General features: G+C 65.0%; 23 protein-coding genes. 10 read left to right on the plus strand and 13 right to left on the minus strand.

Annotated elements, in window-relative coordinates:
- From J6525_RS38205 to J6525_RS38225, 5 genes are all read left to right on the plus strand, one after another.
- Positions 1–442: integrase core domain-containing protein (locus J6525_RS38205; RefSeq protein WP_225648499.1), on the plus strand; the 442-nt coding region annotated here is incomplete at its 5' end.
- 265 nt (positions 443–707) lie between these two features.
- Positions 708–1,085: a VOC family protein gene (locus J6525_RS38210; protein ID WP_057015741.1), complete on the plus strand. Its 378-nt coding sequence runs from the start codon at positions 708–710 to the stop codon at positions 1,083–1,085.
- 175 nt (positions 1,086–1,260) lie between these two features.
- The gene (locus tag J6525_RS38215) at positions 1,261–2,535 is read left to right on the plus strand and encodes an acyl-CoA dehydrogenase family protein (protein ID WP_076827195.1); all 1,275 of its coding nucleotides are present in this window, start codon (positions 1,261–1,263) and stop codon (positions 2,533–2,535) included.
- Between the two features lie 293 nt (positions 2,536–2,828).
- Positions 2,829–3,443, plus strand: coding sequence for a flavin reductase family protein (locus tag J6525_RS38220; protein ID WP_225648500.1), 615 nt, complete (start codon positions 2,829–2,831; stop codon positions 3,441–3,443).
- An 11-nt stretch (positions 3,444–3,454) separates the two neighbouring features.
- On the plus strand, positions 3,455–3,730 hold the full coding sequence (locus tag J6525_RS38225; protein ID WP_225648501.1) for a GNAT family N-acetyltransferase: 276 nt from the start codon (positions 3,455–3,457) through the stop codon (positions 3,728–3,730).
- Positions 3,731–3,762: 32 nt separating this feature from the next.
- Here the strand turns inward: J6525_RS38225 and yghU are convergent, their stop codons facing one another.
- Entirely contained in the window at positions 3,763–4,641 is an 879-nt protein-coding gene (gene yghU, locus J6525_RS38230; RefSeq protein ID WP_225648502.1) for a glutathione-dependent disulfide-bond oxidoreductase, read from the minus strand.
- A 277-nt stretch (positions 4,642–4,918) separates the two neighbouring features.
- On the opposite strand from yghU, the gene J6525_RS38235 reads away from it, so the two are divergent.
- Positions 4,919–6,052, plus strand: a complete 1,134-nt coding sequence (locus tag J6525_RS38235) for a nitronate monooxygenase (protein ID WP_225648503.1) — start codon at positions 4,919–4,921, stop codon at positions 6,050–6,052.
- A gap of 144 nt (positions 6,053–6,196) precedes the next feature.
- On the plus strand, positions 6,197–7,708 hold the full coding sequence (locus J6525_RS38240) for an acetyl-CoA acetyltransferase (protein ID WP_225648504.1): 1,512 nt from the start codon (positions 6,197–6,199) through the stop codon (positions 7,706–7,708).
- Positions 7,709–7,831: 123 nt separating this feature from the next.
- Here the strand turns inward: J6525_RS38240 and J6525_RS38245 are convergent, their stop codons facing one another.
- The 6 genes from J6525_RS38245 to ltnD all read right to left on the minus strand — a co-directional run bounded on the left by J6525_RS38245 (position 7,832) and on the right by ltnD (position 17,471).
- On the minus strand, positions 7,832–9,034 hold the full coding sequence (locus tag J6525_RS38245) for an efflux RND transporter periplasmic adaptor subunit (protein ID WP_057017653.1): 1,203 nt from the start codon (positions 9,032–9,034) through the stop codon (positions 7,832–7,834).
- On the minus strand, positions 9,021–12,200 hold the full coding sequence (locus J6525_RS38250; RefSeq protein ID WP_225648505.1) for an efflux RND transporter permease subunit: 3,180 nt from the start codon (positions 12,198–12,200) through the stop codon (positions 9,021–9,023). The genes J6525_RS38245 and J6525_RS38250 overlap by 14 nt, the downstream gene beginning before the upstream one ends.
- A gap of 381 nt (positions 12,201–12,581) precedes the next feature.
- Complete coding sequence (locus J6525_RS38255; RefSeq protein WP_225648506.1) at positions 12,582–14,273, minus strand: methyl-accepting chemotaxis protein; 1,692 nt, start codon at positions 14,271–14,273, stop codon at positions 12,582–12,584.
- Positions 14,274–14,442: 169 nt separating this feature from the next.
- Positions 14,443–15,732 carry a 3-oxo-tetronate kinase gene (otnK, locus tag J6525_RS38260; RefSeq protein WP_225648507.1) on the minus strand — a complete coding sequence of 430 codons (1,290 nt, stop codon included), beginning with the start codon at positions 15,730–15,732 and terminating at the stop codon, positions 14,443–14,445.
- Positions 15,729–16,511 (minus strand): 2-oxo-tetronate isomerase, encoded by a 783-nt coding sequence (otnI, locus tag J6525_RS38265; RefSeq protein ID WP_225648508.1) that lies wholly within the window; start codon positions 16,509–16,511, stop codon positions 15,729–15,731. The genes otnK and otnI overlap by 4 nt, the downstream gene beginning before the upstream one ends.
- A gap of 12 nt (positions 16,512–16,523) precedes the next feature.
- Positions 16,524–17,471, minus strand: coding sequence for an L-threonate dehydrogenase (gene ltnD / locus J6525_RS38270; protein ID WP_225648521.1), 948 nt, complete (start codon positions 17,469–17,471; stop codon positions 16,524–16,526).
- A 159-nt stretch (positions 17,472–17,630) separates the two neighbouring features.
- Between ltnD and otnC the strand changes: the two genes are divergently transcribed.
- Complete coding sequence (gene otnC, locus J6525_RS38275; protein ID WP_225648509.1) at positions 17,631–18,287, plus strand: 3-oxo-tetronate 4-phosphate decarboxylase; 657 nt, start codon at positions 17,631–17,633, stop codon at positions 18,285–18,287.
- A gap of 33 nt (positions 18,288–18,320) precedes the next feature.
- Positions 18,321–18,596 (plus strand): hypothetical protein, encoded by a 276-nt coding sequence (locus J6525_RS38280; protein ID WP_092083286.1) that lies wholly within the window; start codon positions 18,321–18,323, stop codon positions 18,594–18,596.
- 266 nt (positions 18,597–18,862) lie between these two features.
- On the opposite strand, the gene J6525_RS38285 is transcribed toward J6525_RS38280, so the two are convergent.
- The 6 genes from J6525_RS38285 to J6525_RS38310 form a co-directional block, all read right to left on the minus strand.
- Positions 18,863–19,567: an ABC transporter ATP-binding protein gene (locus J6525_RS38285; protein WP_018270525.1), complete on the minus strand. Its 705-nt coding sequence runs from the start codon at positions 19,565–19,567 to the stop codon at positions 18,863–18,865.
- The gene (locus tag J6525_RS38290) at positions 19,551–20,282 is read right to left on the minus strand and encodes an ABC transporter ATP-binding protein (protein WP_016842862.1); all 732 of its coding nucleotides are present in this window, start codon (positions 20,280–20,282) and stop codon (positions 19,551–19,553) included. Before J6525_RS38290 ends, J6525_RS38285 begins: the two co-directional genes overlap by 17 nt.
- Positions 20,279–21,256 carry a branched-chain amino acid ABC transporter permease gene (locus J6525_RS38295; protein ID WP_028331787.1) on the minus strand — a complete coding sequence of 326 codons (978 nt, stop codon included), beginning with the start codon at positions 21,254–21,256 and terminating at the stop codon, positions 20,279–20,281. The genes J6525_RS38290 and J6525_RS38295 overlap by 4 nt, the downstream gene beginning before the upstream one ends.
- Positions 21,256–22,134, minus strand: a complete 879-nt coding sequence (locus J6525_RS38300; protein WP_026192487.1) for a branched-chain amino acid ABC transporter permease — start codon at positions 22,132–22,134, stop codon at positions 21,256–21,258. The genes J6525_RS38295 and J6525_RS38300 overlap by 1 nt, the downstream gene beginning before the upstream one ends.
- A gap of 191 nt (positions 22,135–22,325) precedes the next feature.
- Positions 22,326–23,573: an ABC transporter substrate-binding protein gene (locus J6525_RS38305; RefSeq protein WP_076827180.1), complete on the minus strand. Its 1,248-nt coding sequence runs from the start codon at positions 23,571–23,573 to the stop codon at positions 22,326–22,328.
- Positions 23,574–23,660: 87 nt separating this feature from the next.
- Entirely contained in the window at positions 23,661–24,479 is an 819-nt protein-coding gene (locus tag J6525_RS38310; protein ID WP_225648510.1) for a putative hydro-lyase, read from the minus strand.
- 120 nt (positions 24,480–24,599) lie between these two features.
- Here J6525_RS38310 and J6525_RS38315 point away from each other — a divergent pair, with 120 nt between their 5' ends.
- Positions 24,600–25,517: a LysR family transcriptional regulator gene (locus J6525_RS38315; RefSeq protein ID WP_225648511.1), complete on the plus strand. Its 918-nt coding sequence runs from the start codon at positions 24,600–24,602 to the stop codon at positions 25,515–25,517.
- The last annotated feature ends 68 nt before the right edge of the window (positions 25,518–25,585 follow it).

Consider the following 25,585-nt stretch of genomic DNA (forward strand, 5'->3'; position numbering starts at 1 on the left):
GAAGCCTTCCGGCGACCACCCCTTTGATCAACTCTGCCGACAGTGCGGCATCCAGCATCGCCTGACCAAGCCCTACCATCCGCAGACCAACGGCCTCGTCGAACGTTTCAACCGGCGCATCGCCGAAGCCATTGGCCGCGAAACAAAGCGTGGCAGCGCCCGGCGGACCTTCATCGATCACGCCGATCGAGACACCTTCATCGCCAGGTTCGTCCACGACTACAACCGGACTCGCCTCAAATGCCTCGGCTACCAGGCCCCGATCCAGGCCGTTGCTAAACTCACGGGACTGAACACGAAAGCAGGGACCCATAACCCTAGGACGCGGTTGTCGAACCAGGCTGGGGCCATAGCGTCGTCACCCAAGAAGCAACGGTGGTTATGGGTCCCGGGTCGCGCTGCGCTTGCCCGGGACGACATCGAACTTGTGGCGCGAGCTTGAATCATACATCCGCATCCTCGCGGCGCCGCTGCGTCCGAGTCTTGCGTTTACTTGTCTTCCTCTCACAGAGGGCGCAGGAAAAGCCCGGCGCCGATCGCAGCGTCGCGCGGGGGCGCAGTTGCGTGGCGCGGAATGGCGGCCGCAGAGTGGCGGGTAGAACAACGCGCGACGCAGCGTCGCTTCCGTCCCGGCAAAACTGCTGCTAGCGTTTGAGCCGCAAGGGACGCAATAAGGCGGCTTTTAACAAGCAGGGAGGATATTTCAGATGTTTTCACACGTGATGGTTGGCACCAACGATCTGGACAAGGCCAAGGCGTTTTATGATGCGCTGCTTGGCACGCTCGATGTCCGGCCGGCCCGGGTTGACGGTCACCGCATCATGTACCTCACCAAGGCCGGCATTTTCATGGTGTCCAAGCCGATCAACGGCGAACCGGCGACGCACGCCAATGGCGGCACGATCGGCTTTGCCTGCTCTTCGCCGGAGCAGGTCCATGCCTGGCACGCGGCCGGCGTCGCCAATGGCGGCAAGCCTTGCGAGGACCCGCCGGGCGTACGGGAGGGTTCTGGCGTGAAGCTCTATCTCGCCTATCTGCGCGACCTCGACGGCAACAAGATCTGCGCGATGCATCGGATGAGCTAAGCGGCGTCCGCCGGACTCTTTTCACGCTGTACGCGGCGGCGTTCAAACAACGTTTGAAACGCCGTCGCGAAATTCCGCGATGCGGTAGAGGTGATCGGAAAATCGGTACTCGCGCTTGGCGTCGCACGCGTCTATTGTCCGCCGCGAAACGCGCCTTCGCGAGGGAGAAAAGACAGTGAAACATGCCTATGTGCCGCGCACCACGAACTACACGCTCAGTCCAGGCGACGAGCTCAATGACCTGCGGATGTCGGACAAGGTCCGCCCGCTCTACGATCATGTGAAGCAGTTCATCCGCGACACGGTCGACCCGATGTCGGTCGAGTTCTATCGCGCCGGCGAGAAGAAGACCAACCGCTGGAGCTTCACGGACGAGCAGCTCGCGATCCTGCAGAAGGCCAAGGACAAGGCCAAGGAAGTCGGCCTCTGGAACTTCTTCCTGCCCGATGCAGAAACCGGCGAAGGCCTCAACAACCTCGACTACGCCTACATCGCCGCCGAGCTCGGGAAGAGCCCGCTGGCCTCCGAGACCATGAACTGCTCGGCGCCCGACACCGGCAACATGGAGGTGCTGGAGCGCGTCGGCACCAAGGCGCAGAAGGAGAAGTGGCTGAAGCCGCTGCTCAATGGCGAGATCCGCTCGGCCTATGCGATGACCGAGCCGAACGTCGCCTCCTCCGACGCCAAGAACATCTCGACCACCGCAAAGCTCGTCGGCGACGAGTGGGTGATCAACGGCGAGAAGTACTACATCTCCGGCGCCGGCGATCCGCGCTGCAAGATCATGATCGTGATGGTGAAGACCAATCCCGACGCCGCGCCGAGCAAGCAACAGTCGCAGATCCTGGTGCCGATCGACACCCCCGGCGTCGAGATCCTCGGGCCCATGCACGTGTTCGGCCACGACCACGCGCCGCGCGGCCACATGCATCTGCGCTTCAACAACTGCAAGGTGCCGAAGGAAAACATGCTGCTCGGCGAAGGCCGCGGCTTCGAGATCTCGCAGGTCCGCCTCGGACCGGGCCGCATCCATCACTGCATGCGCACCATCGGCAAGGCCGAGAAGGCGCTCGACATGATGGTGCAGCGTGGCCTTACCCGCGAAGCGTTCGGCAAGAAGATCGCCCATCTCGGCGGCAACATGCAGATCATCGCCCAGGCTCGTTGCGAAATCGAGGCGATGCGGCTGATGGTGCTGAAGGCGGCCAAGGCGATGGACGTGCTCGGCAACAAGGAAGCCCGCGTCTGGGTCTCGATGGTCAAGGCCATGGTGCCCGAACGCGCCTGCAAGGTGATCGACCAGGCGATCCAGATGCACGGCGCCACCGGCATCTCGCAGTGGTCGCCGCTCGGCGAAATGTACCAGGACGTCCGCCATCTCCGCTTCGCCGATGGTCCGGACGAGGTGCACTGGATGGTGGTCGGCCGCCACGAACTGAGCATGCCGTAGTGGCTTCTTCTCCTTCTCCCCGCTCTTGCGGGGAGAAGGCCGGGATGAGGGGCCGCCTCCGAAAGCACGGTGAGAGATAGTCTCGCGGAGATTCCCCCTCACCCATATCGCATCTGACGATGCGATCCGACCTCTCCCCGCAGGCGGGGCGAGGTAAGGGAAGAGCGCTCCAAGGAACAAACAAGCAAGTCTGCAAGGCGGGTTCGCGCGAGCGTAACCCGCCTTTTGCTTTGCGGTCCGCTCGCGGCGGGTTACCCTTCGCTAACCCGCCCTACGAACTTCCGGACATTCCCATGGAATATTCCCCAAGCGACCTCACCCAGCGCGAACGCTACAAGGTGCTGACCTCCTTCGTGCTGCCGCGGCCGATCGCCTGGGTGACGAGCACGAGCGCGGACGGCGTGGTCAATGCGGCGCCGTTCTCGTTCTTCAATGTGTTCTGCGAGGATCCGCCGCTCTGCATGTTCGCGGTCAACCGCAGGCCCGACGGCCGCGAGAAGGACACCCTGGTCAACATCCAGCGTCTCGGCGAATTCGTGGTCAACCTGACCGACGAGCCCCTGGCGCAAGCGATGCATGAGACCTCCGGCGACTTCCCGCCCGAGATCGGCGAGCCCGATTATCTGGGCCTCAAGCTCGCGCCGTCGAGCAAGATCGCGGTGCCCCGGCTTGCGGATGCGCCGTTCGCGATGGAATGCAAGACCTGGAAGCTGATCGACGTCAATGGCGACCGCCAGCTGATCATGGGCGAAGGCATCCATTTCCACATCCGCGACGAATTGTGGGACCGCGAGGCGATGCGCGTCCACATGGAGCGCTACCACCCGATCGGCCGCATGTTCGCCGACCGCTACTGCCGCACCGACGACCGCGTGGTGTTTCCCGCGGCCGAGGGCACAAAGAAATAGAGGATCAGACAATGAGCGAAACATTCCGCGACAACGAAGCGCAGAGCCGGTTCGAGCTCGCCGTCGACGGCTCAACCGCTTTCGTGGTCTACCGCAAGACGCCGGACACGATCACGCTGGTTCACACCGAGGTGCCGGCGGAGCTCGGCGGCCGCGGCATCGGCTCCAAGCTCGCCCGCGCCACGCTCGACGCCGTCCGCGCGCAGAGCATCAAGCTCGTCGTGAAATGCGAATTCATCCAGGGCTTCATGAAGAAGTATCCGGAGTATGACGATCTGTTGGGGTGATCGCAGGGCGGGTTGGCAAAGCTGTCATTTCGTCACGACGCCACCGGCTCGCCGATCTTGTCCTGCGTCTTCGTTTCGAAATCGCTGGCGTCGTGGCGCTCATGGAGCTGGCTCGACGGCTCGCCCCAGGTGCGGTTGACCATGCGGCCGCGCTTCACCGCCGGCCGTGCCGCGATCGCGTCGGTCCAGCGCTGCACGTTCTTGTAGTCCTGCACCGAAAGGAATTCGCCGCCGCCGTAAAGCAGACCCTTGGCGAGACTGCCGTACCACGGCCACACCGCCATGTCGGCAATGGTGTAGACATCGCCCGCGAGATACTCATTGTCGGCGAGCCGTCGGTCGAGCACGTCGAGCTGGCGCTTCACTTCCATCGCGAAGCGGTCGATGGCGTATTCGATCTTGGTCGGCGCATAGGCGTAGAAATGCCCGAAGCCGCCGCCGAGATAGGGCGCGGCGCCCATCTGCCAGAACAGCCAGGAGAAGGTTTCGGCACGGGTCTTGACGTCGGTCGGCAGGAACGCGCCGAATTTTTCCGCGAGGTAAACCAGGATCGAGCCCGACTCGAACACCCTGACCGGCTCCTTCCCGCTGCGGTCCATCAGCGCCGGAATCTTCGAGTTCGGATTGACCGCGACGAAGCCGCTGCCGAACTGGTTGCCGTCGATCTTGATCAGCCAGGCGTCGTATTCCGCGCCCTTGTGACCCGCCGCCAGCAGCTCTTCCAGCATCACGGTGACCTTGACGCCGTTCGGCGTCGCCAGCGAGTAGAGTTGCAGCGGATGGCGGCCGACCGGCAGTTCCTTGTCGTGGGTGGGACCGGCGATCGGACGGTTGATGCTAGCGAAGCGCCCACCACTCTCCTTGTTCCAGGTCCAGACTTTCGGCGGCTCGTAGGCAGGAATGTCATTCACGTCGTTGGCTCCCGATTCATGTTCTTGCCGGGTGGCGCGGCGGCCGCCGTGCCCATCCCATGTCCGCACTAGATGGTGCGCAGGCTGCGCTTTGCCCACCCCGCGGATCGCATTTTCTATCCAGCGGAATGCGCTGCGAGGGATGCAGCCGGAGCAGCGCCTGCACGCAAGATCGCCGTGGCCGAAACCCGCTTGGCTTCGCGGACCGTGATGCGCTAGCGTTGCAGCGGCTGACGCCAACAAGCACAAGAAGCAGCCGCCGGGAGAGAACCAGTCCATGAAATCACCGATCTGCGACATGCTCGGGGTAGACTTCCCCCTGCTCGCTTTCAGCCATTGCCGCGACGTGGTGGCGGCGGTCAGCCGCGCCGGCGGCTTCGGCGTGCTCGGCGCGACCGCGCATTCGCCGGAGACGCTGGAGCAGGAGTTGACGTGGATCGACGCGCATGTCGACGGCAAGCCTTATGGCATCGACGTGCTGATCCCGGAAAACATCTCGACCGCGGGCGAGAAGAACGTCACCTGGAAGAGCCTCGAGGCGCGGGTCTCGCAGGAGCATCGCGACTTCACCCGCAATCTCTTGAAGAAATACGACATCGAGCTGACCAGCCGGAACGTCGCCGACAACCAGCCGCAGCCGTTCGACGCCGAGACTGCGCTGCAACTGCTCGAGGTCTCGTTCCGGCATCCGATCCGGCTGATCGCGAATGCGCTCGGCGTGCCGCCGAAGGCGATGATCGAGATGGGGCGCAAGCACGGCGTGCCGGTGGCGGCGTTGGTCGGCTCCAAGGAGCACGCGCTGCGCCAGGTCGCGGCCGGTGTCGATATCCTGGTTGCGCAGGGCACCGAGGCCGGCGGCCATTGCGGCGAGGTCTCGACCATGGTGCTGGTGCCCGAGGTGATCAAGGCGGTCAAAAGAATCCGCGACGTGCCGGTGCTCGCCGCCGGCGGCATCATGACCGGCAGCCAGATGGCGGCATGCATAGCGATGGGCGCGGCGGGCGCCTGGACCGGCTCGGTGTGGCTGGCCACGGTGGAATCGGAGACCTCGGAGATCTTCCGCGAGAAGATGATCGCGGCCTCCTCGCGCGACGCGATCCGCTCCAAGGGCCGCACCGGCAAGCCGGCGCGGCAGCTCCGCTCGGTCTGGACCGATGCCTGGGACCGCTCGCCGGAAAGCCCCGGCGCGCTGCCGATGCCGCTGCAAAGCATCATCAGCCGCGACGCCTTCAACGCGATCGACCGCGCCGCAGCTGGTGGTAACGAGAAGGCCCGCGATCTCGTCAGCTATTTCGTCGGCCAAGGCGTCGGCCTGATCGACAGCGTCAAATCCGCCGGCGCCGTGGTGCAGGAGTTCAAGGAAGAGTTCGTCGAGGCCGTCGAGCACATGAACGCGCTGGTGGCGGAGTGACGATCCCTCCCCGCCGTCATTGCGAGGAGCGAAGCGACGAAGCAATCCACCTTTCCCCGTGTCGGAACATGGATTGCTTCGCTTCGCTCGCAATGACGCCAATAACAACCATCGAGTCCACGACCGCGGAGTGAACCAACAAGAATGTCGAACAGCATCCCCGAAGACCGCATTCCCGTCATCGTCGGCGTCGGCGAGATCGTCGATCGTCCGAAGGACATCGCCGCCGGCCTCGAGCCGCTCACGCTGCTTGAGGAGGCGCTGAAGCGCGCCGAGGCGGACAGCGGCGCCAGGCTGCTGTCCGACGTGCAGTCGCTCGACGTCGTCAACTTCCTGAGCTGGCGTTACCGCGATCCCGAGAAGCAGCTGGCGCAGCGGCTCGGCATTGCGCCCGCGCATCTCTATTACGGCCCGGTCGGCGGCGAGAGCCCGATCCGCTATCTGCACGAGGCGGCGCAACGCATCGCGCGCGGCGAATGCAGCGTTGCCGCGGTCTGCGGCGCGGAGGCGCAGTCGACCGCGACCAAGGCGCAGCGCGCCGGCGTGGAGCTGCCGTGGACGCCGTTCGCGCACGACGTGGAGGAGCCGAAGCGCGGCGCCGCATTCCAGAAACCGATGGCTGTTGCGCTCGGCGTGTTCAGGCCGATCACGGTCTATCCGCTCTATGAGTCCGCAACATCAGCGCATTGGGGCCAGACGCCGCGCGACGCGCTGAAGGAATCGGGCGAGCTATGGTCGACCTATGCGCGCGTCGCGGCCGACAATCCGAACTCGTGGCTGAAGAAGACGTTCACCGGCGACGAGATCACCACGGCCACGCCCGACAACCGGATGATCGCCTGGCCGTATACAAAGCTGATGGTGGCGAACCCGACGGTGAACATGGGCGGCGCGCTGATCCTGACCAGCCTCGCGAAAGCGCGCGCGGCCGGCGTGCCGGCGGACAAGCTGATCTATCCGCTCGGCGGCGCCTCGGCGGAAGAGCCGCGCGACTATCTGATCCGCGATCAATTCGTCGAAAGCCACGCGCAGACCGCGGTGCTGAAGGCGGTGATGGATCTCGTCGGCGGCGACGGCAAGAAATTCGACGCGATCGAGCTCTATAGCTGCTTCCCCTGCGTGCCCAAGATGGCGCGCCGGACGCTCGGCCTCGGTGCCGACGTGCAGCCGACCGTGACGGGTGGTCTGACGTTCTTCGGCGCGCCGCTCAACACCTACATGACGCACTCGGCCTGCGCGATGGTGCGCAAGCTCCGAAGCGGCGGCACGCTCGGCCTGCTCTATGGCCAGGGCGGCTTCGTCACCAAGCATCATGGCCTCGTGCTGTCGCGCGCGGCGCCGAACGTCGCGCTCAAGCAGGACACGTCCGTGCAGCCGGAGGCCGACCGCAACAGGCGCAACGTGCCCGACTTCACCGCCGAGGCTGCGGGAAAAGGCAAGGTCGAGGCCTTCACGGTGATCTATCGCGCCAATGGCGAAGTCGAGCATGGCGTCACCATGCTGCGCACCGAAGACGGCCGCCGCACGCTCGGCCGCATCCCGGCGAGCGACACGGCGACGCTGGCCTATCTGCAGGACATGGACCGCACGCCGGTCGGCACCACGGGCGACATCGTCACCGCCGACGATGGCATGCTGGAATGGCGCGTGGGCTGACCTACCGACGCTGTCATGGCCGGGCTTGTCCCGGCCATCCACGTCTTTGCCTCGTGAAAGAAAGTAATACGTGGATGCCGGGGCCAAGCCCGGGCATGACGAAGTAAAGGGGCGGCTTCTCCCCTACCCCTTCACGTCCTGCTTTTCGGACGCCGTGGTCGGCTTGCCCTTGGCGCCGGCACCGGTGACGCGGACATGATCGCCGTCGGCGAGGCCGTCCGGCGGGGCGGTGATGATGCGATCGTCGGGCGCGAGGCCGGTGGCGATCTCGATCTCCTTACCGAGGTCGCGGCCGATCTTCACGGTCTTGAACAGCACCTTGTCGTCAGGACCGACGGTTGCGACCCGCAGGCCACTGCTGTTGAAGATCAGCGCGCTGGCGGGAATGCTGAGCGGCGTGGATTCGCGCTGCAGATTGAGCTTCACGCTGGCATAGCTGCCCGGCATCAATTCGCCGGAGGAGTTGTCGAGCCCGAGTTGCATCCGCGTCGTGCCGGAGGCGACATCGACCGCTTGCGAGGAGGCTTCCACCGTCGCCTGGAAGGTGCGGTTCGGGTAATCCGGCAGTGCCAGCGTGGCCTTGGCGCCGATCTTGATCGCCGGGACGTAGTTCTGCGGCACGTTGACATAGACGCGCAGCTTGGTGATGTCCGAGATCGTGAACATCGCCGGGCCCGAGTTGCCGCCGGCGTTGATCAGCGCGCCGACGTCGGTGTCGCGCGAGGTCACCACGCCGTCGAACGGCGCCGTGATCTTCTTGTATCCGGCGAGCGCTTCCAGCCGCTCGACATTGGCCTGGCCGGCCTTGACCGCACCGTTCTTGTTGGAAAGGTCGGCGGTACGCTCGTCGATCTCCTGGGCGGAGACGAAGTTCGAGGCCACCAGCGTCTTGCGCCGGTTCAGCGTGGCCTCGGAGAGCTTGGCCGAGGCCTGGGCGCTGGCGAGATCGGCGCGCGCCTGCAGCAATTGCTGGTCGAGGTCGGGCGCCTCGATCTCGGCGATCACCTGGCCGGCCTTGACGCGGGCGCCGATGTCGGCGTCCCAGTTCTTGAGATAGCCGGATACCCGGGCATAGATCGGCGCTCGGGAATAGGCCTCGAGCCGGCCCGGCAGGTCGATCGTGGGGCTCAGCGCCTTGGCATTGGGCAGCGCCACCGCGACGGTCGGAATGGCCTGGTCGTCGGTCCATTCCTTCAGCCGCGTGTCCTGTTCCTCACGGGCGCGGATCCCGGTGCCGACGATCAGGCCCGCCCCGACCAGGGCCACCACGCCGAAGATGCCCAGCTTCCGGCGTGAGACCGGGGGGCGCTTTTCAGTGGGCGGCATGCGGAATCTCCGATGAGGCGGCGGCTTTGGCGCCTTGCTTCTTGTGTACCATACTGAATACCACGGGAACAAACATCAGCGTCGCGAACGTGGCGAAGATCAGGCCGCCGATCACGGCCCGGCCCAACGGTGCGTTCTGCTCGCCGCCCTCGCCCAGCCCCAGCGCCATCGGCGCCATGCCGATGATCATGGCGAGCGCCGTCATCAGCACCGGGCGGAACCGGACGAAGCCGGCTTCCAGCGCCGCCGCGACGGGATCGCCGAGTTCCTCATAGCGCTCGCGGGCGAAGCTGATCACGAGCACGCTGTTGGCGGTCGCCACACCCATGCACATGATAGCGCCGGTGAGCGCCGGAACCGACAGCGTGGTCTCCGTCGTGAACAGCATCCAGACGATGCCGGCGAGCGCGGCCGGCAGCGCCGTGATGATCACGAACGGGTCCGACCAGGACTGGAAGTTCACGACGATCAGGAAGTAGATCAGCACGACGGCGCCGAGCAGGCCGAACAAGAGGCCGGTGAAGGCCGAGTTCATGGTCTGCACCTGGCCGAGCAGCACCACGGACGAGCCCTTCGGCACCTCCTTGGCGGTGTCGGCGATCAGCTTGCGCACGTCGGTCGCGACGCCGCCGAGATCGCGGCCTTGCGTCGTGGCGTAGATCTGCACCAGCGACTGGATGTCATATTGCGACACCACCGCACTCGAGGTCGCGCGCTTGATGTCGGCGATGCCGCCGAGGATCGGCGCCTGGGTGTTGCCGGTCGCGGTGATCGGCAGGGTCTGCAGCGCGCTCAGCGAGTCGATCTGGTATTGCGGCGTCTGCATCACGATCGAGTACGACACGCCGTTATCGGGATTGAGGTAATACGTCGGCGCCACCTGCGAGGAGCCGGCGAGGTTGACCACCAGCGAGTTGGTGACGTCGCGCTCGGTCAGGCCGACATATTGCGCGCGGGTGCGGTCGACATCGATGTTGAAGGTCGGGTTGTTCGGCGACTGCTGGATCCGCGCATCGGCGATGCCGGGGATGCGCTTGATCCCGGCCAGCAGCTTGTTGGCGTAGGCGAAGTTGGCATCGAGATTGGCGCCGCGGATCTGCAAATCGATCGGCGCCGGCGCGCCGAAGTTCAGGATCTGGCTGACGATGTCGGCCGGCAGGAACGCGAAGCTGGTGCCCGGGAACAGCCGCGGCAATTGCTCACGCAGCGTGCGGACATGCTCCTCGGTCGGCTTGTGGCCTTCCTTCAGGCGGATCTGGATGTCGCCGTCCTGCGGACCGATCACGCCGGTGTTGTTGTAGGTCATGTTGATGCCGGAGATCGGCATGCCGATGTTGTCGGTCATGGTCTCGATCTCGCCGGGCACCAGCTTGCGGATCGCTTTCTGGATGTCGGCGAGCTGGTTGGCGGTCTCCTCGACGCGCGTGCCGACCTGGGTGCGGACATGCATCAGGATGTTGCCGGCGTCGACCGACGGGAAGAAGTTGCGCCCCAGGAACGGCACCAGCAGGAAAGACGCCGCGACCACCGCGAGGAAGCAGCTCACGAACACCGTGCGATGACCGAGCGCCATCGCGAGCAGGCCGCGATAGCCGCTGCGGATGCGCTCGAACCGCGCCTCGAAGCCGCGCTGGAACCAGACCAAAGGATTGCGCGACTTCGGCGGCGCGCCCTCATGATGTACATGCGCCTGCAGCAGATAGTTCGCCATGGTCGGCACCAGGGTGCGCGACAGGATGAACGACCAGATCATCGCGAACATCACCGCTTCGGCCATCGGCACGAACAGGAAGCGCGCCACGCCGGTGAGGAAGAACATCGGCACGAACACGATGCAAATACAGAGCAGCGAGACGAAGGCCGGCGTCACGATCTGGTTGGCGCCGTCGAGGATCGACTGCTCGACCGGCTTGCCCTGCTCGAGGTGATAATTGATGTTCTCGATCGTCACCGTGGCGTCGTCGACCAGGATGCCGACCGCGAGCGCGAGGCCGCCGAGCGTCATGATATTCAGCGTCTCGCCGATCAGGGACAACATGATGATGGCGCCGAGCACCGACAGCGGGATCGACACCGCGATGATGACGGTCGAGCGCCAGCTGCCGAGGAACAAGAGGATCATGATGCTGGTGAGCAGCGCGGCGATCACGCCCTCGAACGCGACGCCCGTGATCGCGCCGCGGACGAACACCGACTGGTCGCCGATGAAGCCGATCTTGAGCGCATCCGGCATCTGGTCCTTGACCTCGATCACCTTCTGCTTGATGCCGGAGATGATATCGAGCGTCGAGGTGGCGCCGGCCTTCAGCACCATCATCAAGACCGAGCGGTTGCCGTCGACATGGACGATGTTGGTTTGCGGCGGATTGCCGTCGCGGACCGAGGCGACGTCACGCACATAGACCATCGCGCCGTTGACCTGCTTGATCGGCAGGTCGCCGAGCTCCTCGAGCCGCAGCGGCGAGTTGTTGAGGTTGATGGTGTATTCGAAATTGCCGATCTTCTGCGTGCCGACCGGCGTGATCAGGTTCTGCGCGGCGAGCGCATTGGCAACGTCCTGACCCGACAGGCCGCGCGCCTGCAGCGCGGTCGAATTGAGATCGATCTGGACCTGGCGCTGCTTGCCGCCGAACGGATACGGGATCGCCGCACCAGGCACCGTGACCAGCGGCGTGCGCAGCTGGTTGATGCCGATATCGGCGAGGTTCTGCTCGGTCAGTCCCTCGCCCGACAGCGCGACCTGGATGATCGGAACCGTCGAGGCGCTGTAGTTCAGGATCAGCGGCGGAGTCGCGCCCGGCGGCATCTGCTTGAGCAGGGTCTGCGAGATCGCGGTGACCTGCGCGTTGGCGGTGCGGATGTCGACGTTGGGCTGGAAGAAGATCTTGATGATGCCGACGCCGTTATAGGAATTGGCGACGATGTGCTCGATGTCGTTGACGGTCGTGGTCAGCGCGCGCTGGAACGGCGTGGTGATGCGGCCGGACATCTGGTCCGGCGGCAATCCGGTGTACTGCCAGACCACGCCGATCACGGGGATGCGGATGTCCGGGAAGATGTCGGTCGGCGTGCGCAACGCCGCCAGCGGTCCGATAATCAACAGCAGAATCGCGAGCACGACGAAAGTATATGGCCGGCTCAGCGCGATACGGACCAGTGCGATCATAAAACAAGCGTTCCCGAAATGAAGCCCGCCCAGGCAGAGGAATCGACGTTGCAAAAGCCGTTCCGCAGCGGCCGATTTACCCGATGGCGGGCAAAACGCCAACCCGCGGGGCCGCGGCGGCTTTCACTTCCTCGGCATAGTGCGTGAGGCTGCGCGCTCCGATCGAGTGTGCCGGGCGCCGTGCCGCCGATCGCGCGCGGATCGTCGTCAAAAAGAGACGGCTCTGCTGCGAATGCGAGCCGGCCGAGGATGCTTTTTCGGCCGACGCGAGGTTAACGCATCGCTGCTCTGCGAAAATGTAAAACGTGGTGGGCCGGGTCAGCCCACCACGTCGGCATCGGTTAGGCGAAGGATGGCGGCCGCCCGAGCGGCGCCGCCGGATCAGGCGGCGCGGACGGCGTCGAGGAACTTGCTGACCTCGAGCTTGAGGCGGCTGCTGTCGCCCGAGAGCGATTGGGCCGCCGACAGCACCTGGCTCGACGCCGAGCCGGTCTCGTTGGCGCCATGCTGGACGTCGGTGATGTTGGCCGAGACCTGCTGGGTGCCCTGCGCCGCCTGCTGCACATTGCGGGAGATTTCCTGCGTCGCCGCGCCCTGCTCTTCGACCGCGGCCGCAATGGTGGACGAGATTTCCGACAGCCGTTCGATGGTCGAGGAGATTTCCTTGATCGCGCCGACCGACTCCTGGGTCGCGGTCTGGATGCCGGCGATCTGCTGGCCTATCTCGCCGGTCGCCTTGGCGGTCTGCTCGGCCAGCGCCTTCACCTCGGACGCCACCACGGCGAAGCCGCGGCCGGCCTCGCCGGCGCGTGCCGCCTCGATGGTGGCGTTCAGCGCCAGCAAATTGGTCTGGCCGGCGATGGTGTTGATCAGCTCGACGACGTCGCCGATCCGCGCGGCGGCCTTCGACAGCTCGCTGACGCGATCGTTGGTGGTGCGCGCCTGGCCGACGGCATCGCCGGCCATCCGCGCCGACTCCTGCACCTGGCGGCTGATCTCGGTCACCGACGACGACAGCTCCTCGGTCGCCGACGCCACCGACTGGACATTGGTGGAGGCTTCCTCGGACGCGGCGGCAACCGACGTGGTCAGCTCCTGCGAGCGCCGGGCGGTCGACGACAGCGTGCCTGCGGAGGCTTCGAGCTGGGTCGAGGCCGACGACACGGTCTGCACGATCTCGCCGATCATCTGTTCGAAATTGCGGGTGATGGTGTCGACCCGGCGGCCGCGCTCGATCTTGGCTTCGGCGTCGGCAGCGGCGGCTTCATCGGCCGCCTTCTTGGCGACCAGCGCTTCCTTGAACACCTGCAGCGTATCGGCCATCGCGCCGATCTCCGTCTTCTCGCCCTGATGCGGGACGTTTGCGGTCAGGTCGCCGCGGCCCAGCGCCTGCATCGGGGTCACGATCGAAGCGATGCCGGCCGAGACGTCGCGGATCATCAGGAAGCTGACGCCGACGCCGACGATGATGGCAGCGCCAAGGATCATCGCAAGCAGCATGACGGCCGACGCGTAGCTGTTTGCCGCGTCCTGCGCCGCCTTGTCGGCGCCGGCATTGTTGAGCTCGATGTCCTTGCGCAGGATTTCGTCGGCCTCGAGGCCGATCTTGTTCACGGTCTTGGCGTTCAGCTCATGCGCATCGTGCGGGGTCTTTCCGACATCCCGACGCGACAGCGCCATCACCTCCTCGGTGCCCTTCTTGTAGCGGGTCCAGGCATCGACCCATTGATCGTAGAGCGCGCGCTCCGCCGGGGTCGCGATCAGCGGCTCGTAGATCGCGCGGACCTTGAGGTTGGCGTCGACCACCGAGGTCAGGGTCTTTTCCTGCGCGAGCTTGTCCTCCAGCGTCTCGGACAGCATGTGTTCGCGGATCACGTTGCGATAGGTGATGACGCCGGCGCGCAGATCGCCGAGCGCACGCACGCTCGGCAGCCAGCTCGTCGTGATGTCGACAGTGTTGGCGTTGATCGACCGCAAATTCACGACCGCGAGCAGGCCCATGCCGGTCATCGCGACAAGCAGGAACGCAACCACGGCAATAATCTTGGCGCGGATCGAGAATTTGGCGAACATCGTGGGGTCTCTTGATATCGGGCTCGCGAAGCCCGATCGAATGGCTGGGGGCGTGGCGGGACGCCGCAGACATCAAAGCCAGCCCCCCTCCTTAAGTAGGGTTAATTTGGTCCCCCGTTGAACTACTGAGGCGCTCTTCGACGCCGTGGCATGATGCGCGCCAGCCGCATCAAGGCATCAATGCCAGCGCATCCGAGAAAAACTCCGGCCCGCCGAAATTGCCTGATTTCAGGGCAAGCACCATCTCGCCTCTCCCGGCGCCGACCGCTCGCAGAACCGGCACGCCGGCAGCGATTTCCGCACCTACCAGGAATCCAGGAATGCGCAGGCGATCGACCACGGCGCCCGAAGTTTCACCACCGGCGACCACCAGCCTGTGCACGCCCGACTGCACCAGACCATCCGCGATGTCGGCCATCGCCTGCTCGATGGCATGCCCGGCTGCATCACGACCATGACGGGATTGCACAGCCGCCACCTGATCCGGGGTCGAGCTGCTCGCGATCAGGATTGGCCCCGCCCCGAGCCGGTCTCTGGCCCAGGCGAGCGCACGCTGCGTTTCGTCCTTGCCGGCGACCACCCGCTCGGGATCGAGGTGCAGGACCGGCATCACTTTCTCGGCGTTTGCGATCTGGCGCAGGGTCGCCTGCGAGCAACTGCCGGCAAGGCACGCCGCCGGGCCGCCGACCGGCGTCGCCAGCATCGCATCCGCGGTGTCCGGTTTCGCTTTGCTCGCGGCGACGAGCGCCCGCGCCAGGCCAAGCCCGATCCCGGAAGCGCCGACCGAAAGACGGTGATCCAGCGCGACCTGCCCGATGGTCTCGAGGTCGCGGTCGAACACCGCATCGACGATGGCGGCGCCGATGCCGCCTTGCGTGAGCTCGGCGAGCCTTGCCCGGACGGCGTCCGCGCCACGGATCAGCGTCGCCAGATCGACCAGGCCGACCTTCGTCGTGCTTTGCCGCGCCAGCACGCGAACCAGATTGGAATCATGCATCGGGTTGAGCGGGTGGTCCTTCAGCGGACTCTCGTTCAGCGGCACCGGGCCGACGAACAGATTGCCCTGGTAGACGGTGCGGCCGGTCTCCGGGAACGCCGGCGTCACCAGCACGATGGCATCCCTGGAATCGGCACGCAGCGCGTCCATCACCGGGCCAATATTGCCGGCATCGGTTGAATCAAAGGTCGAGCAGATCTTGAACAGGATATGTTTGGCGCCGCGGCCGCGCAGCCAGGCCTCCGCTGCGCGCGAACGCGTCACGGCGAGGCCGGCCTCGATCGAACGGCTCTTCAGCGACACCACGACGGCGTCGACCTCGGGCAGCGCGAGATCGTCCGCGGGCACGCCGATGGTCTGCACCGTGCGCAGGCCGGCGCGGGTCAGCGTGTTGGCGAGATCGGAGGCGCCAGTATAATCGTCGGCGATGCAACCGAGAGACAGCTTTCCGGCTCGCGTCACGGCTTCACTCCGGCATAGGGCTTGAACCAGGCAAGACCGTCGGTGGTCTTGCCGCGCGGATTGTATTCGCAGCCGACGAAGCCGCCATAGCCGAGCCGGTCGAGCTCGCCGAACAGGAACGGATAGTTCAGCTCCTCGCCGTCGGGCTCGTTGCGCGAGGGGATCGACGCGATCTGGATGTGGCCGATGATCGGCATCATTTCACGCAGCCGCATGGTGACGTCGCCATGGATGATCTGGCAGTGGTAGATGTCGAACTGCAGCTTCAGGTTCGCGATACCAAGCTCGTTGATCAGATCGCGCGCGAAGATGAAGTCGTTGAGGAAGTAGCCGGGCACGTTGCGCGGATTGATCGGCTCGATCACGACGTCGAGGCCATGCGGCGCGAAGAACTCCGCGGCATGGGCGACAGATTTGCGAAACGCGGCGACCGCCCTGGCATCGCTGCGGTCGGCTATTCCCGCCATCAGATGCACCCGCTTGACGCCGGTCGCCTGCACATAGGGCAGCGCGATCTTCAGGCTTTGCTGGAGGTCGGCGAAACGGTCCGGCAGCGCGGCAAACCCCTTCTCGCCGGCGTTCCAGTCGCCCGGCGGCAAATTGAACAGCGCCTGCGTCAGCCCATTGCCATTCAGCCGCTTGCCGACCTCCTCGGCCGGATGGTCGTAAGGAAACAGGAACTCGACCGCGGTGAAGCCCGCGTTCGCCGCCGCCTCGAAGCGGTCGAGGAACGGGACCTCGTTGAACATCATGGTGAGGTTGGCGGCAAAACGGGGCATTGCAAGATCCTCTTATTTCTCGCCGGGAAGCTTGGTGCCGGTAACCTGCGCATACATCCGCGCCACCGACGCATCATCGTCGCGGCCCATGCCGGCGGCGGCGGTCATCAGGAACATCTGCAAGGCCGCGGCCGAGACCGGCACCGGGAAGCGTGCATTGCGCGCCATGTCCTGGATGATGCCGAGGTCCTTCACAAAAATTTCCACGGCGCTGCGCGGCGCATAGTCGCCGTCGAGCACATGCGGCATGCGGTTCTCGAACATCCAGGAATTGCCGGCGGAGGCGGTGATCACCTCATAGACCTTGCGGATGTCGAGCCCCTGCTTGGCGGCAAAGGCGATCGCCTCGGAGGCGGCCGCGATATGCACGCCGGCCAGCAGCTGGTTGATCATCTTGAACGCGGCGCCCTGCCCCGCGGCATCGCCGAGCTCGTAGAGTTTTGCCGCCATCGCGTCCAGCGCCGGCCGCGCCTTCGCAAACGCCGCGGCGCTGCCGGAGGCCAGAATCGTCAATTCGCCCTGCGCCGCGCGCTGCGCGCCGCCGGAGATCGGGGCATCGAGATAGTGCCGGCCGGTCGTCTCGAGCTGCTTTGCGAGGCGCCGCGCGATATCGGGGTCCATGGTCGCCGAGGAGATGAAGACCGCGTCCTTGGCCAAGGTCTCGGCGACACCGTCCTTGCCGAACAGAATCGCTTCAGTCTGCGCGGCGTTGACGACAACGCTGACGACAATGTCGGCATCCCGGGCCGCCTCGGAAGGCGACTTGGCGCCCTTGCCGCCGTCGGCGACGAAGCGCGCCACCGCATCGGCCGTGACGTCGCAGCCGGTCACCTCGAAACCGGCCCGCCTGAGCGAGGTCGCCATGCCGTATCCCATCGAGCCCAGCCCGATGACGGCGACACGTGATGTTGCGGAACTGGACATGTGGCGATCCCTGAACATTTTTAGTTGTTTGAGCATGACCTTTTCGGAAAACCGGCTGCCACTTTGCGCCAGCGCGGCCTTCCGGGCCCGGTTCATGCTCGTTGCTGCTTGCCTATCACGGCTTGGCCGCGCTGCCAAAGCATGAGACAAAGCGGAAAACGGATAGCGCCAAGATGGCGCCGCGAGCGAAACCGGATGAACGAAACAAAGCTTCGTGAGGACATCTGCCGCTTCGGCCGCTCGCTGTTCGAGCGCGGCCTGACGCCGGGCTCCTCGGGCAATATCAGCGTCCGGCTCGACGACGGCGGCTGGCTGGTGACGCCGACCAACGCCTCGCTCGGCTTCCTCGATCCGGCGAAAATGTCACGGCTCGACGGCAACGGCCGGCTCGTCTCCGGCGATGCCCCGACCAAGGAAGTGCCGCTGCACACTGCGCTCTACCAGACGCGCACGAGCGCCGGCGCCGTGGTGCACCTGCACTCGACCCATTCGGTCGCGCTCTCGATGCTGCCCGAGATCGATCCGCGCGCCACGCTGCCGCCGATGACCGCCTATTACGTCATGAAGTGCGGCCAGACCGCGCTGGTGCCCTATTATCGCCCCGGCGATCCGGCCGTTGCCGACGCGATCCGGGGCCTGGCCGGGAAATATTCATCGGTGCTGCTCGCCAATCATGGGCCCGTGGTGTCGGGCGATACGCTGGAAGCGGCGGTGTTCGCGACCGAGGAACTCGAGGAAACCGCAAAGCTCTATCTGCTGCTGCGCGGTCTGAACCCGCGCTATTTGTCGCCCGACCAGGTGGCGGATTTGACCAGGACGTTCGGGCTCGTGCTGCCGGATCACCCTCACTAGATCAAGCGGAGGATCGATATGCGGAAGACAGTCATGATGAGGTTCACAGGCTTGGCGTTAGCGGTTCCGTTCGCCGTTGGCCTTGCGGCGTCCGACGCACGGACCGAAGAGACCTTGCAAGGCATGCTGGCAACCCAGCTGCGCGCGCAAGGCTATCCTTGCGACAAGCCGCTCAAGGCCGAACGGGACGACAAGCTCTCGAAACCCGACAACGAGGCCTGGACGCTGACATGCAGCAACGCAACCTATCGCGTCAGCCGCGTGCCGGACCTCGCCGCCAAGGTCGAGAAGATCGACGAGAGCAAGTAGGCTGCGTGGGCTGGATCAGTAGCCCGCATGAGCGCAGCGATATGCGGGACGCCCCGGATGTCGCTGCGCTCATCCGGGCTACGGGCTGGATTGCGCGCACCACATACACTGGCGTCATCCCCGCGCAAAGGCAAAGCCTTTGTCGCTGGAGGTGCGAGCGAAGCGAGCCTCGAAGGATGGGCCACATACTCGCCCGCGGCCATCCTTCGAGGCGCGCCGAAGAGGCGCGCACCTCAGGATGACGTCGGTGTGCGCGGAGAATCCCGCTACAGTCCCAGATACGCCTTGCGGACGTCGGGATTGCCGCTGATCTCGGCGGCGGTGCCCTGCATCAGCACGCGGCCGGTCTGCAGGATGTAGGCGCGGTCGGCGATCTCGAGGCATTCGGCCATGCGCTGTTCGACGATCAGGACCGTCATGCCGGCGTCGCGGATGCGCTTCACGGCCTGGAAGATCTCGTCGACCAGTTTCGGCATGATGCCCTGCGACGGTTCGTCGAGCATCAGAAGCCGCGGCCGCGTCATCAGCGCGCGGCCGATCGCAAGCATCTGCTGCTCGCCACCGGACAACGTCTCTGCGCGCTGGTCGAGCCGTTCGCCAAGCCGCGGAAACAGCTTGAACACCAGATCGAGCGGCGCATCGCGGTCGGACTGGCTGCGGTAGAGATAGCTGCCGAGGCGCAGATTGTCGCGCACCGAGAGCCGCGGAAAAAGCCGGCGATTCTCCGGCACGTAAGCGATGCCGCTTGACGTGATGACGTGCTGCGGTTGGCCGTCGATGCGCTTGCCGTCGAAGGTGACGGTTCCAGCGCGCGGCCGCTCGGCGCCGGCGATCGATTTCAACAGCGTCGACTTGCCCGCACCGTTGGCGCCGGCGACGCAGACGATCTCACCCTTGGTGACGTCGATCGACACCGAGGAGATCGCAACCAGGCCCTGATAGGCGGTGGTGACTTCACGCACCGACAGCATGACGATCCCCGAGATAGGCAGAAATGACTTCCGGATTGCGGACGACCTCAGTCGGCTTGCCCTCGACCAGCACCTTGCCGAGATTGAGCACGATGGCGCGGTCGACCAGCGGCATCACGATTTCCATCACATGCTCGACCATCAGCACGGTGATGCCGGCGGCGCGGACCTTGCGCACCAGCTCGACCCCGGTCTGTGCCTCGACCGGCGTCAGTCCGGTGAGGACTTCGTCAAGCAGCAGCAGCTTCGGCTCGGTGGCGAGCGCGCGGGCGACCTCGAGCCGGCGCTTCTCCGACGGGACGAGGTCGGCGGCAAGCTTGTCGGCGCGCGCGGCAAGGCCGCAGAACTCCAGCACCTCATAGGCCTTCTGCCGCGCGATGCGCATCTTGGTGTTGCGGATCAGCGCGCCGACGATGACGTTGTCGATCACGGTCATGGTCTCAAAACTCTTGACGACCTGGAAGGTGCGCCCGACGCCACGCTGGCAGCGTTCCGCCGCCGGCAGCTTGGTCACGTCCTCGCCGTCGAAGATGATCGAGCCCTGGGTCGGCGGCAGCACGCCCGCGATCAGATTGAACAGCGTCGACTTGCCGGCGCCGTTGGGGCCGATCAGGCCGACGATCTCGCCGCGCCCGACCGAGATCGAGACATCGCTGTTGGCGACGAGGCCGCCGAAGCGCTGCCATACTCCGCGCGTTTCCAGCAGCGCCGTCATCGTGCAGCTCCCTTGCGCAGGGAGAACACGCTGACCAGGCCGCGCGGCAGCGCCAGCGAGATCACGACAATCAGCGTGCCGTAGACGATGAGGTCGACGCCGCGCCCGGAGCCGCCGATGAACGAGCGCGTGAGCTCGGTGAGCGGGATCAGGATGACAGCCCCCAGTACCGGGCCCCACAAGGTGCCGATGCCGCCAAGCACCGCGGGCAGCGCCATCAGCAGCGAGAACTGGAAGCCCATCACGCTCTCAGGATCGATGTAGGAGACGAACTGGGCGTAGAAGCTGCCGCCGACCGCAACGAGGAAGGCCGAAACCGCCGCCGCGCCCATCTTGGAATTGAACACGACCACGCCGAGGCTTTCGGCCGCATCGGGATTGTCCTTCACCGCGCGCCACCAATAGCCCCATTTGGAATCCTCCAGCCACCAGGTGACGAACCAGGCGATGCAGGCCAGCGCCAGCGCGAAATAGAAGTAAGGCAGCTTCGAGCGGGTGAACTGGAATTTCAGCCAGCTGTCGCCACGCACCGGGATGTCGATGCCGAGCGCGGCGCCGGCCCAATCCCAGTTCTGGATCAACAGCAAGGCGATCTCGGCGATCACGATGGTCGCGATCACGAAATAATGGCCGCGCAGGCGGAAGCAGGGGTAGCCGAGCGCCATCGCGATCAATGCGGAGATCGCCCCGCCCGCCAGCATGCCGAACCACGGCAGCACGCCGAACTTGGTGAACAAGAGCGCGGTGGTATAGGCGCCGAGCCCGAAATACAGCGCATGGCCGAGCGATATCTGTCCGCAATAGCCGGACAGGATGTTCCAGCTCTGCGACAGCGCCGCATACATCAGCGTCAGCACCATGATGTTCTGGACGTAGACGTCCTTGACGAACAGCGGCACCAGCGCGGCGATCGCCGCGAGGCAGGCCGCCACGATCAGGTCACGCCTGCGGCGTTGAGCGAACTGGGTGTCCATCACATCGATCCGAACAGGCCACGCGGGCGGATGAAGACGACCAGCAGGTAAACGGCATAGATGCCGACCGATTTCAGCGACGGCGGCAGGATCAGCGCGGTGGTCGCTTCCACTAGGCCGACGATGATGCCGCCGGCAAAGGCGCCGAACACGCTGCCGAAGCCGCCGAGCGCCACGGTGACGTAGGCGATCAGGGCAAACGACGCGCCGACATCGGGATAGACGTAGAAGAAGATCGCCATGATGGCGCCGGCGAGGCCGACCAGCGCCGCACCGAGGCCCCAGCCGAGCGCGAACACCCGGTTCTTGTCGATGCCGACCAGCGCCACCGCGCCGGCGTCCTCGCGCGTCGCCTCGAGCGCGCGGCCGAAATCGGTGCGATTGATGAAGAAGTACAGCGCGACAAAGGCCGCGATCGACAGCATCGCGCCGATCAGCTGCGGCTCCGGCAGATAGATGCCGGCGATCGACACCGTCTTGCCGCCGACCCAGGAGTTGGTGACGCTGCGGTAGTCGGGCGTGAAGAAGAACTGGGCGAGGCCCCGCATCACGATCGCCAGCCCGAAGGTCGAGAAGATCTGCACCATGCCGGCATTGGCCTTGGCGCGCATCGCGAAGCGGACGATCAACAGATAGACCACCGCGCCGAACACGAACAACGCCGCGGCGACCAGCGGCGCCGAGAGCAAGGGATCGATCGCGAAGAACGCGAACAGGAAGAAGGTCGCGTACATCGCGATCATCAGGAACTCGCCGTGCGCGAAATTCACGACGTCCATCAATCCGAAGATCAATGCGAGGCCTGCGGCGATCAGTCCGTAGAGCAGCCCCATCAACAGGCCGCTCGCCAAACTCTGGATAATGGTCTCGGCTGTCACCGTCGACGCTCCATGTTCCGACCATTGTCTTTAGCCCCCGTCATTGCGAGGAGCGAAGCGACGAAGCAATCCATGCTTTCTTTTCGCGGAGACGTGGATTGCTTCGCTTCGCTCGCAATGACGGAACATGCGAGACTCTGAATTATGTCTTCGGCTGTCACCGCCGCTTGCCCCCTCTGGCGCCCGACCGATTAGCTGTTCATCGGCCAGATCGCCTCGGAGACGGCGGCCTGTTCCGGGAAGATCGTCACGAAGTTCTTCGCGGAGTACTGCAACAGCACCGGATCGGCGAAGTTGTTCTGCCCCATCTCGTCGAACTTGACGCGCCGCCACGGCATGATGGTCTGATCGCCCGGCATGTCGGTGGCGACCAGCGCCTCGCGGATCTTGTCGCCGTCGGTCGACTTGGCGCGGTTGATGGCGTCCGCCATCACGATCAGGCCCATGAACTGGCGCGACGAATAGTCGTTGAAGTCCTTGCCGGACTTGGCGCGGTACATCTCGTTGATGAGACCGACCATCGGACGCTTCTGCGCCAGGTCGAGCGAGAAGCTGCCGCGCGAGATCACGCCCTCGAGCTTGTCGCCGACCGCGTCGTAGGTCGCCTTCTCGGAGAAGCCGGCGTCCTGCGCCATGATGTTCTTCGGCTTGTAGCCGAGCTCGGCCATGGTCTTGACCAGGAGGATCGCGTCGGTGGTGTAGCTCGACGGCATCAGCACGTCGGCATTCGCCGCCTTGAGCTGCTGCACCTCCGCGGTCAGCGACGGCGAGTTGGCGCGGTACTTGATGTCGGCCACGATCTTGTAGCCGCGCTCGCCGGCGAGCTTGGTCTGCGCGTTCGCCGAATCGGTGCCGAAGATGGTGTCCTCGTGGAACAGCGCCAGCGTTTCGATCTTCTGGCCCTTCTTCTTCATCGCATCGAAGAAGTCGAACATCGCGGTCGAGAACATCTCGTCATGCGGCGAGGCGCGGAAATAGTATTTCAAGCCGCGGCGATGCAGGCTCGGCGAGGAATTGTCGGCCGAGAGGAACGGAACGCCGTAACGCTCGCAGATCTGGCTGACGGTGACAGCGACCGCGCTCTGATAGGTGCCGATCACGGCGCAGACCTTCTCCTGCGTGATCAGGCGCTCGGCTTCGGCGCGGCCCTTTTGCGGATCGGCCTGGTGGTCGGCGAACACAAGCTTGACCTTGGCGCCGCCGAGGCCGGACAGGCCCTCGCCCTTGGCGAGCGGCAATGCGAAGTCATAGTTCTTGTTGATGATGTCTGCCGCGGTCTCGAACGCGCGCTGCGCGTCGACGCCGATCTGGGCGCTGGCGCCCGACAGCGGATAGATCACGCCGATTGCCACTTCACTGGTCTGTGCGCGCGCGGCCATCGGACCGAGCGCCGCGGCGGCAGTGGCACCCAGCAACACGTTACGGCGAGAGATCGTCATCGAAATTTCCCCTTGGTCAGCTTGTTATTATCGATGTGACGCTTGTAGCGCGCAGTAAAGCCTCAATGAATTGCACGAATTGCCTATTCAGAGCACAGCGAGCTGCTTGTTCCTGAGATCGGTCACCAGCATCAGGCCCGGCGAATGCGTGATCGCGAACGGCAGCTTCGCACTTGCGATCACCGATTGCGGCGTCACGCCACAGGCCCAGAACACCGGGATCTCGTCATCGGCGACCGGTACCGCATCGCCGTAATCGGGCTTGGCGATATCCTTGATGCCGATCGCATGCGGATGGCCGAGATGGACCGGTGCGCCATGCACCGACGGAAAGCGCGAGGTGATCTGCACCGCGCGGATCGCATCCGCCGGCTTGAACGGGCGCATCGACACCACCATGGGTCCCGCGAACGGCCCGGACGGACTGCAGGCGATATTGGTGCGGTACATTGGCACACGCAGATTGCGTTCAATGTGACGGATCGGCAGGCCCTCATCCAGCAGCGCCTCCTCGAACGAGTAGGAGCAGCCGAGCACGAAGGTGACGAGATCATCGCGCCAGTATTTGGTGATGTCGGTCGGCTCGTCCGCCACCTCGCCGTCGCGCCAGACCCGGTAGCGCGGCACGTCGGTGCGGATGTCGAGATCGAGGCCAAGCGAGGGAATGCGGGGATCGCCGACGTCGGACATGCCGATGATCGGGCACGGCTTCGGATTGAGCTGGCAGAAGCGGTGGAAGGCGCCGGCGAGTTTTTCCGGCAGGATCGCGAGATTGCCCTGGACGAAACCGTTGGCGAGACCGGCTGTGGTGGCCGAGGCCACGCCGTCACGGCAGGCGCGGCGCGCTTCGACGCTCGCCAGCACTGGCTCCCCCTGAGATCGCTGCACTGCCGCAAAAACAGTCATGGGATTCTCCTGCCCATAATCTCGACAAGGACAAACCAACACCAAGCGTGATATAATGTCTAATCGTCCTTTCTAATCAAAATCGATAAATCAGATTTATCGATCGGGAAAATGCTTCCAATGACGGACTTCCGCTCGATCGAGACATTTCTTTGGGTCGTCAAGCTCGGCAGCTTCCGCGGCGCCGCCCAGCGGCTCAACACCACCCAGCCGGCGATCTCCCAGCGCATTGCCCAGCTCGAGCGCGAAATGGGCGTCAAGCTGCTCAACCGCGACCACCGGGTGGCCTCGCCGACCCCGAGTGGACGGCTGATGATGATCTATGCCGAGAAGCTGATCGGCCTGCGCTCGGAGATGATGGCCGAGGTCGGCGACCGTTCGGCGATGCGCGGCGCGCTGCGGCTCGGTGTCGCGGAGACCATCGTGCACACCTGGCTGCCGCGCCTCGTCAAAAGCGTCAACGAGATCTACCCGAACCTGTCGCTCGAGATCGAGGTCGACATCACGCCCAATCTGACGCAGCGGCTGCTGGCGCAGGAGATCGAGCTCGCCTTCGTGCTCGGACCGGTCTCGGCGTCCGGCGCGCACAACCATGTGCTGTGCGATTACCCGATCGGTTTCCTGGCGAGCCCGGCGCTCGGCCTCGGCGACGGCCCGGTGGCACGGCAGGACCTGGCGCGGTTTCCGATCATCACCTTTCCGCGCAAGACCCAGCCCTACGAGACCGTGCGCGCGCTGTTCAACGCCCCCGACCTGCCGCCGATCCGGCTGCATGCCTCGACCTCGCTCGCGACCGTGATCCACATGGCCAATGAAGGGCTTGGCATCGCGGTCATCCCCGCGGCGATCGTCGAGAACGAGCTTGCCGACGGGCGCTTGCTGCTGCTCGACACCGACCTCAAGCTGCCGCCCCTCACCTTCACCGCGAGCTGGCTCGCCTCGCCCGATGCGGTCGCCATCGAGCGCGTCGCCAACCTCGCCAGGCAGATCGCGCAGGCGAGCGTGGCGGTTGACGGAGCGAGAGTGGCGCGTCATTGAACGATTGCCGGATAATCGAACGTCATTCCGGGATGGTCCGAAGGACCAGACCCGGAATCTCGAGATTC

Source organism: Bradyrhizobium australafricanum (genome assembly GCF_020329495.1).
GTDB lineage: Bacteria > Pseudomonadota > Alphaproteobacteria > Rhizobiales > Xanthobacteraceae > Bradyrhizobium > Bradyrhizobium australafricanum.